Genomic DNA, 15859 nt, shown 5'->3' on the forward strand with positions numbered 1-15859 from the left:
GAAGAAGGCTCCCTCTCATTTTAATCAAATAATTTGGAGTAGTGATCTATGGCACGATATATCCTGACAGGGATGATTGCTATGTGTCTTGCCGGGCAAGTAGCATTCGCCCAGGTGAAACTGGACAGCAATCTGAAAAATTATAAAAAAACAACAGGCGTTTCAGGAAATCTGAACAGTGTGGGTTCTGATACCCTGAATAACCTTATGACGTTCTGGGCAGAAGGATTTCGCAAGGCCTATCCGAATGTCAACATCCAGATCGAAGGCAAAGGTTCCACCACAGCGCCACCGGCTCTGATCGAAGGAACCGCCCAGTTGGGACCAATGTCCCGAAGCATGAAATCCCAGGAAGAGGAAGCTTTTGAAAATAAATATGGCTTCAAACCCACCCGGATTGGTGTGGCGCTGGATTCTCTGGCGGTTTTTGTCAACAAGGATAATCCGGTCAAAGCACTCTCACTGGTACAGGTGGACGGAATTTTCTCCCAGAACCGCAAAGGTGGATCTGCGGAAATTACCATCTGGGGCCAATTAGGTCTGAGCGGACAATGGGGAAATATGCCTATCAGTCTGTATGGCCGTAATTCAGCTTCTGGAACCTATGGTTATTTCAAGGAAACTGCTTTGTTCAAAGGCGATTACAAAAACAGTGTGAAAGAACAGCCGGGATCCGCTTCCGTGGTCATGGGCGTCACTGAAGACATGGGTGGCGTTGGCTATTCCGGAATCGGCTATAAAACCTCCGGTGTCAAAGCAGTCCCTCTCTCAAAAAAAGATGGGGAAACCGCCTATGAACCATCCTATGAAAATGTGTTGAATGGCAAATATCCATTGTCACGGATGCTGTATGTTTATGTGTCCAAAGCACCCAACCAACCCATTGATCCCCTGGTTGGCGAATTCCTCAGATTTGTCCTTTCCAAACAGGGACAGGAAATTGTGGTGAAAGATGGTTATCTCCCCTTGACCGGAAAAGTGATCGAAAAACAACTCGATCTTCTTAAATAATAATGGGAAAAGAAAAAAACTTTAGAACCTCCCCCCTCTCATCATTGAACTAAGGATGGGAGATCATGCTGCCTTTTACGCTCCCCTGTGAGAGGCAGATATGGGGGAATTCATGCGCAACCGGGCTTTTTCATGTCATTTCTTCAACGTTCCTATTCCAACGGAATCAATCTGAAATGATGTCATTCTAAATGAAATGAAGCCTCTTCAATTGATTCTTTTGCCGTTCCTAAGGAACGTTCAAAAAATAACATGGAAAACTTTCTGGTTACGAACGTCCCGTTCGTAACCGTTCCATATTTTTACAACTTATTCTGTTACCGTTCCTAAGAAACCAACTGGCACCATGGGTATCACTTATTAACAGGGAGAAAGTGTGGGCGCATCCGTCTTTGATAAAGCCAAACGAACAGATAAAATCGCCCGTATCATCATCACCTGGGGTGGTATTTTTGTGATCGTGTGTGTGATCGGAATTCTGGTTCTGATCGCGAAAGTCGCGATTCCGCTGTTTTTACCGCCGACCGCTGACAATATCGCCCGGTTTCAGCTTCCGGAAAAAACCAAGGCTCTGGCTGTCGGGATGGATGAATATCTGGAAACAGGATTTGTGCTGTCAAGCGATGGGCATTGGCGTTTTTTCTCTCTGACTGACGGAAACACCCTGGATGAAGTGACGTCCCAACCTGCTCTTGAAAATGCGACACTGATTTCCGTGGCGCAACACGAAGGCCTGAAATATACGCTGGTCTGGAGCGATGGACGCACCACCCTGGAAGAAGTCTCGTTCAGACCTGTTTTCTCCGGAAGCGATCGCAGCATCCAGCACAAGTTAAAAACCATAAAATCCTTTTCTGCCCCTGAACAACCTTCCCCATTTGTTTTTATACGCTATTCCGAGCATTCTGATGAAAAAGTGACCACAGCAGTCCGTCTGAATGAGGACGGACTGCTTCAGGTCAATCAATCCGTAACCCGTGAAAATATGTTTGGCGATGAAGAAACTGAAGATGCGAACGCAACGCTTCCAACAGAACTTCCCGGAAAAATCATTGCGGCCACGCTGGATGGTCAAGGTAAAAAATTATATGCGGGCACAAGCAATGGTTATCTGTTGCGCTGGAATCTGGAAACCATCGGAGAACCCCGCTTTGTGGAAAAAACCCTGGCATTTGAGGATGGCCGGGCCATCACGGCACTGGGGATGATTTTTGGTGGCAACTCACTGGCTGTCGGCGATGAAAAAGGCGGACTTACCACATGGTTTCCAGCATTGGTGGAAGGCAGTAGCAACATTCGGAAAATGCAGAAAATTCATGATCTGGAAAGTCAGGAGTCCGCCATTGTCAGCATTGTGCCTTCCCGGCGTGACAAATCCCTGACAGTCCTGGAACAAAATGGCACCCTGCACGCGCATCACATGACGAGTGAGCGGCATCTGCTTCAACTTCGAGGCGATACGCCACTCAAAATTGTGAACGACTCGTCTCGTGGCAACGGATTGATTGGCCTGGACGAAAAAAATCAGGTTTATGTCTGGGCTGTGGATAACCCTCATCCGGATGTGAGCTGGAAACTCCTGTTTCAGGAAATCTGGTATGAAAGTTATCCCGAGCCGGCCTATGTCTGGCAATCTTCTTCGGCCAGTGATGATTTTGAACCGAAATACAGTCTGATCCCCCTGGTATTCGGTAGCTTCAAGGGAACCGTCTATGCCATGCTGTTTGCGATTCCCCTGGCGTTGTTGGGGGCCATTTATACCAGTCAGTTTGCGCAGGATTCTTTCAGGAATGTGATCAAACCCGCGGTGGAGATCACCGCCGCCATGCCATCGGTGATCATTGGTTTTCTCTGTGCCTTGTGGTTGGCGCCGATCATTGAGTCGTATGTGGTCAGTGTGTTTCTGGTCATGATGGTGCTTCCCTTTGTCTTTGCTGGCTTTGTGGGGTTGTGGCACAGAATTCGACATCTTGATTTTGCCAAGCATGTGGAACAGGGCTATGAATTTTTGATGATCCTTCCCGTGCTGATTGTTTCAGTTGCCCTTGCGCTCTGGCTGCAACCCCTGGTGGAAACCGCGTTTTTCGGCGGTGATTTCAAACTCTGGCTGTTTCAGGAAATGGGCCTGCGTTATGACCAGCGCAACAACATCATTATTTCCTTCGGTCTGGGGTTTATGGTCATTCCCATCATTTTTACCATTGCGGATGATGCCTTGTCCAATGTGCCGTATAATCTGAAAGCCGCGTCGCTGGCCTTGGGCGCAAGCCGCTGGCAAACGGTCTGGCGTGTGGTGCTCCCCTCCGCGAGTTCAGGGATTTTCGCGGCGATTATCATTGGTTTTGGCCGGGCTATTGGTGAGACCATGGTGGTGCTGATGGCCACTGGCAATACCCCGATCATGGACTGGAGTCTGTTCAACGGCATGCGAACCCTGTCTGCGAATATCGCGGTGGAGATTCCGGAAGCACCCGCGGATGGCACCTTGTATCGCATTCTGTTCCTGTCCGCGGTGTTGTTGTTTCTGATCACGTTTGTCCTGAATACATTAGCGGAACTTATTCGCCATCGCTTACGTAAACGCTACGGCCAAATGTAATTTTCCCTGCCTGGAGACTTCATGTCAAATTCTGATAGCAAAAAACCATACTGGTCCATTGGTGAACCGATGGTCTGGATTACCGGCCTTGCACTGAGTATCACCTTACTGTCCGCAATCATTCTGCTATTGGTTGTGATGCGAAATGGATTGGGCGTGTTCTGGCCTTCCGAAGTGCTGGACTTCCAGCAAAAAGATGGCTCACGAGCCATCGGTGTTCTGATGCAGACAGAGGATCATCCCCACACTGGAAAACAACGATTTCAGCTTTATACTGGCAATCGGGACATCTATGGACTGGATTTTCGCTGGGTGGATGCCGCGGATATCCGGGAAACCTCAGTTCCGGAAAAGCTGATTGTGCTGGAACGCATGGAATATGGAAATTATCTGGGTTTTCTGAAAAATGTGGAATCTCCTGCGTCTCATGCCCTGGAATCACAGGAGTTGACTCAGAAATTTGAAGAAATCCTGGATTACGCTCATGAACGGAAAAAAGACATTGAAGCAATTGAAGACCAGATCACCGAGGTGAATTATGCGATGGAAAATATCCTGCGTCATGAATTGAAACTCAAATATAAGAAAGTTCCCGGAGATGATCCCGAATTTCAGGAAATCAAGGACCAAAAAGCTCAGTTGCAGAAAAAATTCCAGGACCTGATGGTCCAACAGAATCAGAAAATCCAGGAACTCTCGGTATTCACCGCTGAGTTTGAAGACGCGTCCGGCAAGACAAACCAAATCCCGGTCATGAATATTGTCCGGTTTTTTTATCCCAATCAAATGTCTGTTCCGCAAAAAGTCGGATTCTATATTGGAAAAATCCATGAACTGCTGTTTGATGAACCCCGGGAAGCGAACACTGAAGGCGGACTCCTGCCGGCGATTTTCGGCACAGTGATCATGGTGCTCCTCATGAGCATGTTTTCCTTTCCGCTGGGCGTGATCACCGCCGTGTATCTGCGAGAATACGCCAAAGAGGGCTTTGTCGTCAGGCTGGTACGCATCGCGGTGAATAATCTTGCGGGAATTCCCTCCATTGTCTATGGCGTTTTTGGACTGGGCTTTTTTGTGTACGGTATTGGTAGCACCATTGATCAACTGTTTTTTCCTGAAGTTTTACCGACCCCAACCTTTGGAACCGGTGGTATTCTGTGGGCCAGTCTAACCCTTTCCCTGCTCACAGTGCCGGTTGTGATTGTGGCAACCGAAGAAGCCTTGGGCTCGATTCCTTCTGGAATCCGTGAAGGTTCACTGGCATTGGGCGCTACCAGATTTCAAACCCTGATGCGGGTCGTATTGCCCATGTCTTCACCCGGCATCATGACCGGATTCATTCTGGCCATGGCTCGTGCCGCCGGTGAAGTGGCTCCTCTGATGATCACCGGAGTGGTTAAATTGGCACCATCACTGCCGATTGATGGAAGGTTTCCCTTTGTGCACCTTGAACGTAAATTCATGCATCTTGGATTTCATATTTATGATGTGGGTTTTCAATCCCCCAATGTCGAAGCGGCCAAACCGATGGTGTTTGTCACCACGTTTTTACTGGTGTTGATTGTTCTGGGGATGAGCAGTGTGGCGATTTATATGCGCAACAAAATGAAAAAACGCTACACCATCAAATCCTTTTGAGAGGAACAGACTATGGCTGAAAAAACTATGACAGAAAAATATGTGATCAATGATCCGATCCTCACAGTCAGGAATCTGGATTTTTTTTATGGAACGTCCCAAGCGTTGTTTCAGGTTGAAATTGAAATACCGCGTCATGAAGTCACTGCATTTATCGGCCCCTCCGGTTGTGGGAAATCTACCTTTTTAAGATGCCTGAACCGGATGAATGACCTGGTGGACGCTACCCGTATGGTGGGCAGTATCAAACTGGATGGGGAAGAAATCAATTCACCTGTTACGGATGTGATCCGCTTGCGCAGAAAAGTGGGCATGGTGTTTCAGAAATACAATCCGTTTCCCAAAACCATCTATGAGAATGTGGTGTATGGCCTGCGGATTGCCGGGATCAATGACAAAAAAACACTGGATGAAGTGGTCGAAAAAAGTTTGCGAAGAGCCGCCTTGTGGGATGAAGTCAAGGATCGTCAGCACACCTCGGCCTTGGGGCTTTCCGGTGGGCAGATGCAACGCTTATGCATTGCCCGGGCAGTGGCGGTGAACCCCGAAATCATTCTGATGGATGAACCCTGTTCCGCCCTGGATCCACGATCGACCTCCAGAATCGAGGACTTGATCGCTGAGTTGCGCTCAGATTACACCATCATCATTGTGACGCATAACATGCAGCAGGCCTCCAGGGTTTCTGACCACACCGCGTTTTTTTTCGAAGGAAAAATGATCGAGCGCGGACACACGGAAAAAATCTTCACCAGCCCTGACAAAAAACAGACAGAAGATTACATCACCGGACGGTTCGGGTGATTTTGACAGAAGACTACCAGAATTTTGGATAAAATATTGCATGGTTTTGACTCTCCGGAAAGAGGACGCGAAGTGAAAAACAGTCAGCAGAAAATCTTTTGTAGAAACGCACGATCGTGTGTCTCTATTCATAGACAGAGTCCGTCATCCCCAATTCGGAGCGATTCATGTTATCACGTCTGAAACAGGAATTTTCACGGTTAAGACGCAGGATTTCGGGATTGCCTGGACAGGTCATAGAAAACAGTCTGATTGCGGTTCAGGCCACCAATCTTCTGCCTCGAAAGGAAAAAACAGATTTTAAAAGGTTGTCAAAGGATGACAGCCACCCTGGAGGATATCCCTCACTCATGCCTTATATGGAGCGGTATATGTCATTGCACCTGGAACGGGAAGTTTCCCGTTTAAAAAAACAGATTCTAGCTCTCTGCTCAATGGTGGAAGAAAGTTGCCTCAAGGCAATTCAGTCTTTAGAAGACAACGATATCAGACTGGCACAGTCTGTGATCGGCAATGATGATCAAATTGATGATCTGGAAATACTGGTAGAAGAGGAGTGTATGAAGATCCTGGCACTGCATCAGCCAGTTGCTGTGGATTTGCGCTACATCGTGTCCATGCTGAAAATCAACAACGATCTGGAACGTATTGGAGACCTGTCCGTGGATATTGCTGGACACGTCATTAATTTACAGAGCAAACCAACCTTTGTTAATCCCGTTGATCTGAAGAGCATGGCTGAAAAAGTATTGAGGATGGTCAAAGATGCGCTGGATGCGCTCATTCGCCTGAATCACAGAGCAGCCTATCAGGTTTGCTCCATGGATGATGAGGTAGATGCCGACTGCATCGAGATTCAACGAGCGCTCGAAAGTGCCATACAAAAAGATCCTCACCATGTTTCCGCTCTCATGGATGTGTATTCTATGGCAAGCTATCTGGAACAAATGGCCGATCATGCCAAAAAGGTATCTGAGGATGTGATATATCTCGTGGAAGCGCATATTGTCCGCCACCGGAAATGGCAACCACAACAAGACAAAAACTGAACAGGATTATGCCCAAAGAAAATATTCTGGTCGTGGAAGATGAACACGATATTATGGAGCTGATCACTTACAACCTCATCCGTGAAGGCTATCGGGTTTCAGCGGTATCGAGCGGAGAAGAGGCGCTGACCGCGATTCATGAATCGCCTCCGGATCTGGTGATGCTGGATATCATGATGCCGGGACTGGACGGACTTGAAGTGTGTCGCCGGTTGAAGGCAGATAATCAAACCGCGAGAATCCCGGTCATCATGCTCACCTCAAAAGGCCGTGATTCTGATGTGGTCCGGGGTCTGGAAATGGGTGCGGATGATTACATTGTCAAACCGTTCAGCAACAAGGTGGTCAATGCTCGCATCCGTGCGGTTTTACGAAGGCTTCCCGCAGAAAAGGATGAAGGCGAGTTTGTGCAGATCCACGATCTGATGATCAATCCGGGCAAACATGAAGTGATGGTTCATGGAGAGCCTGTGGAACTTACCTTCACGGAGTTTAAAATACTGCATTATCTGACAAAGCATCCGGGCTGGGTTTATACCCGCTATCAAATCGTTGAAGCCGTCAGAGGTCAGGATTATATTGTCACTGACCGGGCCGTTGATGTCCAGATTGTCGGTTTGCGCAAAAAGCTGGGTTCCATGGGCAAATACATCGAAACCGTCCGCGGTATTGGTTACCGGTTCCGTGAAATCAATGGCTAAGGAATAGACAAACAATAACCTGTAAACACCTACTCACCTGCTGTTTTTCAGGACTGTAGAGACGCGCTATAGCACGTCTCTACGAGCCCCATCAGAAGAAATTTTTTGAAATATTGCATTCTTATCACGTTTCTGAGTGGACAAAGGTATCCCCTGAATATTGATCTTATTTTTGCCGCAATCTGATCAACCCTTCCTGTGCGGTGGATGCGACCAATTTGCCCTCACGAGTGAAAATACTTCCCCGATTGAAGCCCCTCGCATGGCTGGCGCTGGGGCTGTCCATCACATACAGCAGCCAGTCATCCATTCTGAAATCCCGATGAAACCACATGGCATGATCCAGACTGGTGACCTGCATGGAGGGTTCCCAGAAGGTGTGTCCATGCGGATACAGGGCTGTACCCAGCAAGCCGAAATCAGAAGCATAAGCCAGCATGTATTTGTGAATGGCAGGGTCATCTGGCAGTTTGTCAATCGCACGGAACCAGGAATATTTCAGTGGAGGCTGTTTTTCAGGTGAAAACGGGTTGATTGGATTGATCTGTCGAATTTCAATCGGCTTGTCACAAATAATTTTGTCACGAATCACCCGCGGGATTTTATCTTTTATACTCCGTACACGTTCCTGATCGGAGATGAAATTTTCCGGCCCCTGAACTTCGGGCATGGATGACTGATGCTCAAAACCTTCTTCCGCAATCTGAAATGAGGCGGACATTGAAAAAATAGCCTGTCCTTTTTGAATGGCCATCACCCGGCGTGTCGAAAAACTTTTGCCATCCCGGATACAATCCACCTGATACACAATCGGCAAGGCTGAGTCACCGGCTCTCAGAAAATAGCCCTGCATGCTGTGAGCGCTCAAACGCGGTTCTACGGTGCGTGATGCCGCGGACAGCGATTGACCCAGAACCTGACCCCCAAAAACATTGCCAAACCCCAGATCCTGGCTTTTTCCCCTGAACAGGTTTTCTTCAATTTTTTCCAAGCCCAACAAACTCAATAATTCTTCCAGAACATTCATGGTTTTCTCCAGATAAAAAGTGGTTCATTATAAAACGTCATTCCCTGGTAGTTGAGGCATAACATGTTACGTCTCTGCTATTCATTCCGAGATTAGCAAAATATATTTCAGACATCAGACTTAGCAAAAATCTGCTCGAGATACTCCGGTTCAATTTTTTTGAATTCAACCAGTATTTCCGGATTGGTCTGGTTCATGTTGAAATGTCCTTTGCCGTTTCTATGGTGTTCCAGCGCGATCAACAGCATTCCCCCCCGAAGCGGTTGGCGTTTCCATGCTTGTTGGGTCAAGCGTACACATTCTTTGAGGCCTGTGTCTTCATCGGGTTGGTCCAGTTGACATTGTTTGGTGGCCAACAGACCGCGGCATCCCATGGGACGTACAGGATAAATCGCACAGGCTCTGGCTTCCTGATCCAGAAAAGGGCATGGTTTGTATTCCAACGAGGACACCAGCGGTTTTCTCACCTGTTCCAGCAGTTTTTGGCGAATGTTTGCGGGCATATGCTGTTGAATGAAATGCAGAATTTCTTCCAACTCAAGGCCGGTTGAAGCAATTTCGGTATACCAGCAGCAGGCATCACACCCCTGACCACAGGCAATCTGGAGGTTTTTCCCAACCAAGTCATCCGCGGTTTGTCGGGAGACGGCATCACACAAGTCATGCACTATTGCCACAATTGGATTCTGTTTGGGTAGCTTCTGTGTGTCGATCAGCTTTTTTCCCTGCTGGTGCCAGGGATCCAGAAATTTTTTAATATTCATTCTCTGGGATGGTTGATTTTGCGGTGAAGTTTGTTCAATACGTTGCAGGGCTTTGCTTCCGTCAAGAACAGCCAGACGAAATCCGGTTTTTGTTCGAGTTGGCTTCATGTTTGATCCGGGTTTGAATTAAAAGTAAGGGTTTCAACCGTTCCTTGAGGATCAATTCTCAAAATAGACTGGCGGGAAAACCAGTCAGGAACAAGCCTGAGTGCGACAGGATGCGCAGGATTGATGATTTCCCTGTCCTGGTGAAAATGTCCCAGAAAAAACCGGGTGAGTTCCGGATGAAGGTGTTCCATGAATCTCTGGATTTCCTCCTCGGGAAACGAAATTTTGTAGTCCATATTGGTCTGAGACATTCCTTTTTCGGTATTATGGGCGATCCAGCGTGTCAGGGCACCTGGCATTGCTCTGAAACACCATTCAAACGGAAGACTGTGGCTGAGAGCATACCATCGCAAATAATTCCGGTCTTGTTGATTGACTTGATCTCCATGCTCAAAACCGTAATGGCGTTTTCCCCATTGAATATAAAAATCCCGATGCGTCAAGTGGGTGAAGGGCAGGTATTGCCTCCATTCTTCGGTATAGGTTTTGGGCAATAGAAGTTCCCGGTTTCCAGCAACCAGAACCGTTGGGATGTTCTTTTCCCGGAGTGCCCGGATGCCCTTGAGGACTTGCATATGAGAGTCATCCTGAAACTCAGGCAGTGCGAGCCATGCCTTGAACACATCGCCCAGAAAGACGATGACTTCTGCGTCATTCAGCGTGGACAACATTTTCAGAAAGGGTGCAATGGCCCCCTGATGGAGATGTGAATCCGCAATAATGTACAGTGGTCCGGTTGGTGTTTCGATCGCTAAATTGATGGAAAATTTGCTGTCAGTTGATTTCATGGTTCCCATGGTGAATAGGGGAATAGAACTTGTATTTACGCACTCATCAGGTATGCTTCGGCCCGTTTGCCAAGCGAATAAAATGGTTTGCTTTTTTCAAGAGTCATTTCATATAAATGATTTAGAGGAAAATAAAATCAAAAAATGCGGAATCATCGAATCAGGATGTTTGATGAGGCACTGAATTACAAAATTTTTATTTTATCTGCGTCTTTATTGAAGACAGCGTTTAATGCGTCATTCTCGTTTCAAGGTTTCAGGAGATGCCACACATGAAAAATCAGTCTTACAAAGTTCTGGTGGTTGATGATGATGAAACCATTTTGTACCTTTTGGAAAAAATTCTTTCCACACAGTACGAATGCATTTCAGCAAAAAACGCACTGGATGCTCTCAAAATCATGGAATCTGAACCCATTGATATTGTGCTGACAGACATTCATATGCCTGAAATGGATGGGGTAACCTTTCTCAAGAAAGTCAAAAACCTCAAACCGCATATTCCTGTCATCATCATGACAGCCGATCCCAATATGCCTCTTGTAAAAACCGCGTTGAAAGAAGGCGCAATCGATTTTCTGGAAAAACCGTTTGATCTGGATAATATTTTTGAAGTTATTTCCCGTTATGCCGCGAAACGGATCACAGGTCGGGTTGTCAGTGTCAAAAACAAGGCTATTCTTCTGGTAACAAACCGGGATAATAAAAACCAGTTGAGGCGCGCTCTGGCATCGACACAAGGCAATCTGGTCGTGGTCGCAACCGAAGCCGAAGCGTTGGAGATCCTGCGTCAGCAACCGTTTGATCTGATGGTGCGATCCATTGAAGAAGGTGGAATGCCCAATCCTGAATTTCATCGGGAAACTCAAAGCCTGTCTCCGCACATGAAAAGCATCTGTGTGCTTGAGCAGTATGATATGGCACAAATGAGCATTTTGCTGGATATTCCCAATATCGACAGCATTGTTTTCAAAAATAACACTTTTTCTGAATCCGAATTTCTGGTCGGAATCAGAAAATTGTTCAGTCGTGATATTTTCGGGCTGGAAAAATACCTGCGCTGGGGATTTGAACCGATCCAGCATGTCACGCAACACACGGATGACCGGTTTCAGTTTATTGAACGGATGTCGGAATTTCTCCGAAGTTTGAAAATTTCCAATCATTTCATCTCCCGTCTGGAAAATGTAGCGGATGAGTTTTTATCCAATGCGCTGTATAATGCGCCGGTGAAAGCCGATGGCTCTCCTCTGTATCGTGCCACGGAACGCACCAGTTCACGGGCTTGCACCGAGCGTGAGAAGTGCATTTTGTCCTATGCCTATGACGGTCGCTATTTTGGTATTTCCATTCAGGATAATTTTGGAGCGATCACCAAACAGGATATATTCAACGGAATTCGGCGCTGTCTGGAAGAACAGGGAAATCCATCACAGAAAGCCGGAGGCGCGGGATTGGGTTTGTATCTGTCTTTTCTGACGTTGAATAAATTCATCATCAATGTTTCCCCCGGACAAAAAACGGAAATGATCGGTCTGTGTGATATCCGTTCCTCTCTCAAGGAATACAACCTGCTTGATAAATCTTTGACCATGTTCATGGAGTCCTGATGCGAATTGCGGTGATTGGAGGCGGCAACATGGGCAGTGCCATGACCAGAGCTTTTTTTAGAAATAAACTTGTGCAGAGTGCGGATGTCTGTTTTGTGGAACCTGACGCGGAAAAAAGAGCAGCACTTGCGGGGGAATTTGGCTGTCAAATTCTGGATTCTTGTTCTGAGACACTGCGGGAATATGATTTTATCCTGCTGGCTGTCAAACCCCAAATTGCGATTAAAGTGATGCAAACGCTCAAATCAGGCATGGATTCCAAACAGGTGGTGATGTCTATCATGGCTGGCGTTTCCATTAAAACCATCAGCGAAACCCTGAACCATGCAAGAGTGGTTCGGATAATGCCCAATACGCCTTCACAAATCGGGGAAGGCATGAGTGCGTATTATGCGGAAAGCTCCATTCTGCCTGAAGAAAAACAGACGATTGCACAATTGCTGGAGGCCTGTGGAAAATGCATTGAAGTTCCGGATGAATCCTGGATGGATGCCGTGACGGCGGTTTCAGGAAGCGGTCCGGCTTATCTGTTTTATCTGGCAGAACAGATGGTCTCTGCCGCTCTTGCCTTTGGATTCAATGAAACAGACGCCGTCACCATGGTTGCGCAAACTCTCAAAGGAGCTGTTCTTCTTTGGGAAAATTCCGGAATTTCTCCGCAAATTTTGAGGAAACAGGTCACATCTCCCGGGGGAACCACTGAAGCCGCACTCAATGTGTTTGAGGCGCGGAATGTCGGCCCTTCCATTCAACAGGGAATCCAGCGTGCGTGCGAACGCTCCCGTGAACTTTCCCGCCAATAAAATTCAAATTTTCAACGGATTCTCGTTTTATCAATCATTAACTTTTAACAGGACGAATTATGACGTGTACGGTTGTCGTAGGCACCCAATGGGGCGATGAAGGAAAAGGGAAAATTGTAGATCTTCTGACAGAGCATGCCGACGTGGTTGTGCGGTATCAGGGGGGGAATAATGCCGGGCATACGGTCATGTTTGGCGACAAAACATTTATTTTGCATCTGATCCCCTCGGGTATTTTGCGCAATTCAATTTCAGTTCTGGGCAATGGTGTCGTGATTGATCCTGCTGAAATGATCAAAGAAATCGATGCCTTGAAAAAAATGGGTGTCGCGGTAGAAAACAACCTGAAAATCAGTAGCAGGGCTCATCTGGTGATGCCGTATCACAAGGCCATGGATCAGTTGCGTGAAAAACAGAAAGGCGATCAGAAAATCGGCACGACCGGACGGGGTATTGGCCCTGCGTATATGGACAAAATCGGACGCCTGGGTGTGCGCCTTGAAGACTTGAATGATGTGAATGATTTCAAAAGAAGACTTGAAGAAATTCTTCCTGAAAAAAATTGTCTGTTTGAACATCATTTCCATTCTACTCCCTTTTCCGCGCAACAGATTGTTGATGAATATATGGAATATTATGTTCGTCTTAAATCTTATCTGGCTGATACCTCAACACTCTTGAATACAGCCATTGAACAAAAGAAAAAGATTTTGTTTGAAGGTGCCCAGGGGACTTTTCTGGACATTGATCATGGAACCTATCCCTATGTGACCTCATCCAGCACCATTGCCGGTGGCGCCTGCACAGGCAGCGGTATTGGACCAGGAAAAATTACGTCTGTTGTGGGAATCGTTAAAGCTTACACGACGCGTGTTGGCAGTGGCCCGTTTCCTACAGAATTGAATGATGATATGGGAGTTTATCTGCGAACCACTGGCCAGGAATTTGGTGCGACCACTGGAAGACCACGACGTTGCGGATGGTTTGACGCGGTGTTGGTGAAACAGGCAGCAGATCTCAATGGACTGACAAGCCTGGCGATCACCAAACTGGATGTTCTGGATAAACTGGAAACTATTCAGATTGCGGTTCATTACAAAGATCGCAACGGACAATTGATGGATAGCTTTCCCAGTTGCGGGCTGGAACAGGTGACACCTGTTTATGAGGAAATGCCGGGATGGAAATGTTCCACCAGAAATATTTCAAAGTATGAAGATTTGCCTCAAGCTCTGAAAAACTATCTCAAGCGAATTGAAGTACTCACCGGAGTGCCTGTGGCAATCATTTCGACCGGACCACGTCGTGAAGAAACGATTGTGCATCAGTCTGTCTGGATTTGATCAGGAACTGGAGACGATCCTGAGCCTGAAGCTCAGGATCTGGAGAATCATGTGCTGTATTCCACAGAAACAGCATTCAGTGCTAACTGGCCGGGAGACATTTCAATCACAGAAGCAATTTTGTAGCGTTTCTTTTCGAAAATAAAAATATTTTCCGGTATCACATGGTCGTTTTCAAACTGTAAATCGAGACAACGAGTATATCCAATCAGGCCATACACTTTTACGATCATTTTATTATTTGGAACGATCACGGCATCGGCTGTATTATCCGCAATCAGTTCGGGACTGATTGCTTCCTCAGTGTCCTGGTGTGCGTCAATTACTGTCATATTGTATCCTTAGGGGTTAATAATCAGGAGTTTAATCATCATCTTCCTCAGTGTTTTCATCCTCCTGTTGTTCATCCTGCGTGTTTTCCTTCTCATGTTCTTTTTCTTCCTTGGCAGATTGATAGTCCATCATCAGTTTTCCGAGAGAATTCTGCAATTCAATAACGCCGGGTTCGTCAGAAATTTTTCCCAGAACCTTGACGGCATCTTCCATGCGCTTGGTAATATCTGCGGGTGGAAGTCTTCCGATGGCGGGTGAATCCCGAAAGGCCATGTGGCATACCAGTGCGTTTTCCCTTAAACAGGCTTTTTCCAGTTTTGATACCGGTGGATCAGATACCTGGGACATCATGGTACTGCTGGAATTAAGAGCCGCGCCGATCTGTTTGGCACATTCATTTCCTGCTGTTTTATCCCCCATGCCATATGCCGCCATATAGAGCTTTTCTGCATAACGATGCCGTCGTGTTTCATAAAAAGCACCAATTGGGGACTGGGGAACAACTTTTTTCATAGCTTCTGTCAGTCCTGGGCCATTGGAGTGGGCCAGCGGCAACACAACAAACGCACCCATCATGGCAGATATCACATTATTGATTTCTTCTTTGGACGGTGGTGTGGTCAATATATCCTGGATGGACAGGCTGAATTCCTGATGACTTAGTTTGGCGCGCAGAAGGTTGGAGCATTCCACCACAAAGCGTCCTCCACGTTTGATTTTTTCCATCTGCTCAATGATCATGGCCTGCCGACCGCTTTTGGATGCTTCATCAATTTTTGACTGAAGATACGCAATTTCATCCTTTAGAAATTCAACCAACTTATCCAGATAGCGACGTTGTGCCATCAGTGCGATGTTGAGCTTGTGCGGAGTGATATGCACACCCTCAACTTCCAGCATCGCATGCAAAAAAACATCTCGATACACCAGCAGATTTCCCTTGATCCCCTTGACTGCAAAAGGTTCCAACATACCCAGGCGTGCCTCTGAATTGGTTGGATCAAATTTAAGGACATCATAAAACTCCTGCATTTTTTTAACAGGGAAATATTTGGCGATGCGGGCGCCCGTGATATCCAGAGTATCCGCTTGAGGAGTCTTGGTGGAAATGGAGGACATGGCTCTGCGGAACAATTTGGTACCAATTCCGACAGAAGAATGCTGTTTCATGTCAGCTTTTAAACGGTCCAGATCACTTTGAAGGATATCAAAAAGTCGAAACGGTTCTTCAACCTCAGGCAATCGTCTAAATATCTGTCGTTCATCGTAGGACATAGGGCA

At 46.8% G+C, this 15859-nt stretch carries 14 protein-coding genes; 9 read left to right on the forward strand and 5 right to left on the reverse strand.

What is annotated here, in order from left to right:
- Nucleotides 1-48 precede the first annotated feature (48 nt).
- The 6 genes from HQM11_00315 (at nt 49) to HQM11_00340 (ending at nt 7802) form a co-directional block, all read left to right on the forward strand.
- Nucleotides 49-1011 carry a phosphate ABC transporter substrate-binding protein gene (locus HQM11_00315; protein ID MBF0349439.1) on the forward strand — a complete coding sequence of 321 codons (963 nt, stop codon included), beginning with the start codon at nt 49-51 and terminating at the stop codon, nt 1009-1011.
- 376 nt (nt 1012-1387) lie between these two features.
- Nucleotides 1388-3610 carry an ABC transporter permease subunit gene (locus HQM11_00320; protein MBF0349440.1) on the forward strand — a complete coding sequence of 741 codons (2223 nt, stop codon included), beginning with the start codon at nt 1388-1390 and terminating at the stop codon, nt 3608-3610.
- Between the two features lie 21 nt (nt 3611-3631).
- Complete coding sequence (pstA, locus tag HQM11_00325; GenBank protein MBF0349441.1) at nt 3632-5248, forward strand: phosphate ABC transporter permease PstA; 1617 nt, start codon at nt 3632-3634, stop codon at nt 5246-5248.
- Nucleotides 5249-5275: 27 nt separating this feature from the next.
- A complete protein-coding gene (locus tag HQM11_00330) occupies nt 5276-6052 on the forward strand; it encodes a phosphate ABC transporter ATP-binding protein (GenBank protein ID MBF0349442.1) in 777 nt (258 codons plus the stop codon).
- Nucleotides 6053-6219: 167 nt separating this feature from the next.
- On the forward strand, nt 6220-7101 hold the full coding sequence (gene phoU, locus HQM11_00335) for a phosphate signaling complex protein PhoU (GenBank protein ID MBF0349443.1): 882 nt from the start codon (nt 6220-6222) through the stop codon (nt 7099-7101).
- Nucleotides 7102-7109: 8 nt separating this feature from the next.
- Nucleotides 7110-7802: a response regulator gene (locus HQM11_00340; GenBank protein ID MBF0349444.1), complete on the forward strand. Its 693-nt coding sequence runs from the start codon at nt 7110-7112 to the stop codon at nt 7800-7802.
- A 166-nt stretch (nt 7803-7968) separates the two neighbouring features.
- On the opposite strand, the gene tesB is transcribed toward HQM11_00340, so the two are convergent.
- From tesB to HQM11_00355, 3 genes are all read right to left on the reverse strand, one after another.
- Nucleotides 7969-8829 carry an acyl-CoA thioesterase II gene (tesB, locus tag HQM11_00345; GenBank protein MBF0349445.1) on the reverse strand — a complete coding sequence of 287 codons (861 nt, stop codon included), beginning with the start codon at nt 8827-8829 and terminating at the stop codon, nt 7969-7971.
- A 107-nt stretch (nt 8830-8936) separates the two neighbouring features.
- A complete protein-coding gene (locus tag HQM11_00350) occupies nt 8937-9701 on the reverse strand; it encodes a YkgJ family cysteine cluster protein (protein MBF0349446.1) in 765 nt (254 codons plus the stop codon).
- Entirely contained in the window at nt 9698-10489 is a 792-nt protein-coding gene (locus tag HQM11_00355) for a metallophosphoesterase (GenBank protein MBF0349447.1), read from the reverse strand. The genes HQM11_00350 and HQM11_00355 overlap by 4 nt, the downstream gene beginning before the upstream one ends.
- Nucleotides 10490-10761: 272 nt before the next feature.
- Between HQM11_00355 and HQM11_00360 the strand changes: the two genes are divergently transcribed.
- The 3 genes from HQM11_00360 to HQM11_00370 are packed head-to-tail and all read left to right on the forward strand — an operon-like array spanning nt 10762 to nt 14245.
- A complete protein-coding gene (locus HQM11_00360) occupies nt 10762-12099 on the forward strand; it encodes a response regulator (GenBank protein MBF0349448.1) in 1338 nt (445 codons plus the stop codon).
- Nucleotides 12099-12902, forward strand: a complete 804-nt coding sequence (locus HQM11_00365) for a pyrroline-5-carboxylate reductase (GenBank protein MBF0349449.1) — start codon at nt 12099-12101, stop codon at nt 12900-12902. The genes HQM11_00360 and HQM11_00365 overlap by 1 nt, the downstream gene beginning before the upstream one ends.
- Before the next feature lie 59 nt (nt 12903-12961).
- Nucleotides 12962-14245 (forward strand): adenylosuccinate synthase, encoded by a 1284-nt coding sequence (locus HQM11_00370; protein MBF0349450.1) that lies wholly within the window; start codon nt 12962-12964, stop codon nt 14243-14245.
- Nucleotides 14246-14292: 47 nt separating this feature from the next.
- On the opposite strand, the gene HQM11_00375 is transcribed toward HQM11_00370, so the two are convergent.
- Both HQM11_00375 and HQM11_00380 read right to left on the reverse strand, forming a co-directional pair.
- Nucleotides 14293-14577 (reverse strand): hypothetical protein, encoded by a 285-nt coding sequence (locus tag HQM11_00375; protein MBF0349451.1) that lies wholly within the window; start codon nt 14575-14577, stop codon nt 14293-14295.
- A 31-nt stretch (nt 14578-14608) separates the two neighbouring features.
- Nucleotides 14609-15853, reverse strand: a complete 1245-nt coding sequence (locus tag HQM11_00380; protein ID MBF0349452.1) for a hypothetical protein — start codon at nt 15851-15853, stop codon at nt 14609-14611.
- Nucleotides 15854-15859 lie beyond the last annotated feature (6 nt).

It is taken from the genome of SAR324 cluster bacterium (assembly GCA_015232315.1).
Lineage (GTDB): Bacteria > SAR324 > SAR324 > SAR324 > NAC60-12 > JADFZZ01.

Excerpts from the sequence above, each read along its gene's own strand:
- HQM11_00315 (MBF0349439.1), top strand. The coding sequence starts at position 49 with ATGGCACGATATATCCTGACAGGGATGATTGCTATGTGTCTTGCCGGG.
- pstA (MBF0349441.1), top strand. The coding sequence starts at position 3,632 with ATGTCAAATTCTGATAGCAAAAAACCATACTGGTCCATTGGTGAACCG.
- HQM11_00330 (MBF0349442.1), top strand. The coding sequence starts at position 5,276 with ATGACAGAAAAATATGTGATCAATGATCCGATCCTCACAGTCAGGAAT.
- phoU (MBF0349443.1), top strand. The coding sequence starts at position 6,220 with ATGTTATCACGTCTGAAACAGGAATTTTCACGGTTAAGACGCAGGATT.
- HQM11_00340 (MBF0349444.1), top strand. The coding sequence starts at position 7,110 with ATGCCCAAAGAAAATATTCTGGTCGTGGAAGATGAACACGATATTATG.
- tesB (MBF0349445.1), bottom strand. The coding sequence starts at position 8,829 with ATGAATGTTCTGGAAGAATTATTGAGTTTGTTGGGCTTGGAAAAAATT.
- HQM11_00350 (MBF0349446.1), bottom strand. The coding sequence starts at position 9,701 with ATGAAGCCAACTCGAACAAAAACCGGATTTCGTCTGGCTGTTCTTGAC.
- HQM11_00355 (MBF0349447.1), bottom strand. The coding sequence starts at position 10,489 with ATGAAATCAACTGACAGCAAATTTTCCATCAATTTAGCGATCGAAACA.
- HQM11_00360 (MBF0349448.1), top strand. The coding sequence starts at position 10,762 with ATGAAAAATCAGTCTTACAAAGTTCTGGTGGTTGATGATGATGAAACC.
- HQM11_00365 (MBF0349449.1), top strand. The coding sequence starts at position 12,099 with ATGCGAATTGCGGTGATTGGAGGCGGCAACATGGGCAGTGCCATGACC.
- HQM11_00370 (MBF0349450.1), top strand. The coding sequence starts at position 12,962 with ATGACGTGTACGGTTGTCGTAGGCACCCAATGGGGCGATGAAGGAAAA.
- HQM11_00375 (MBF0349451.1), bottom strand. The coding sequence starts at position 14,577 with ATGACAGTAATTGACGCACACCAGGACACTGAGGAAGCAATCAGTCCC.
- HQM11_00380 (MBF0349452.1), bottom strand. The coding sequence starts at position 15,853 with ATGTCCTACGATGAACGACAGATATTTAGACGATTGCCTGAGGTTGAA.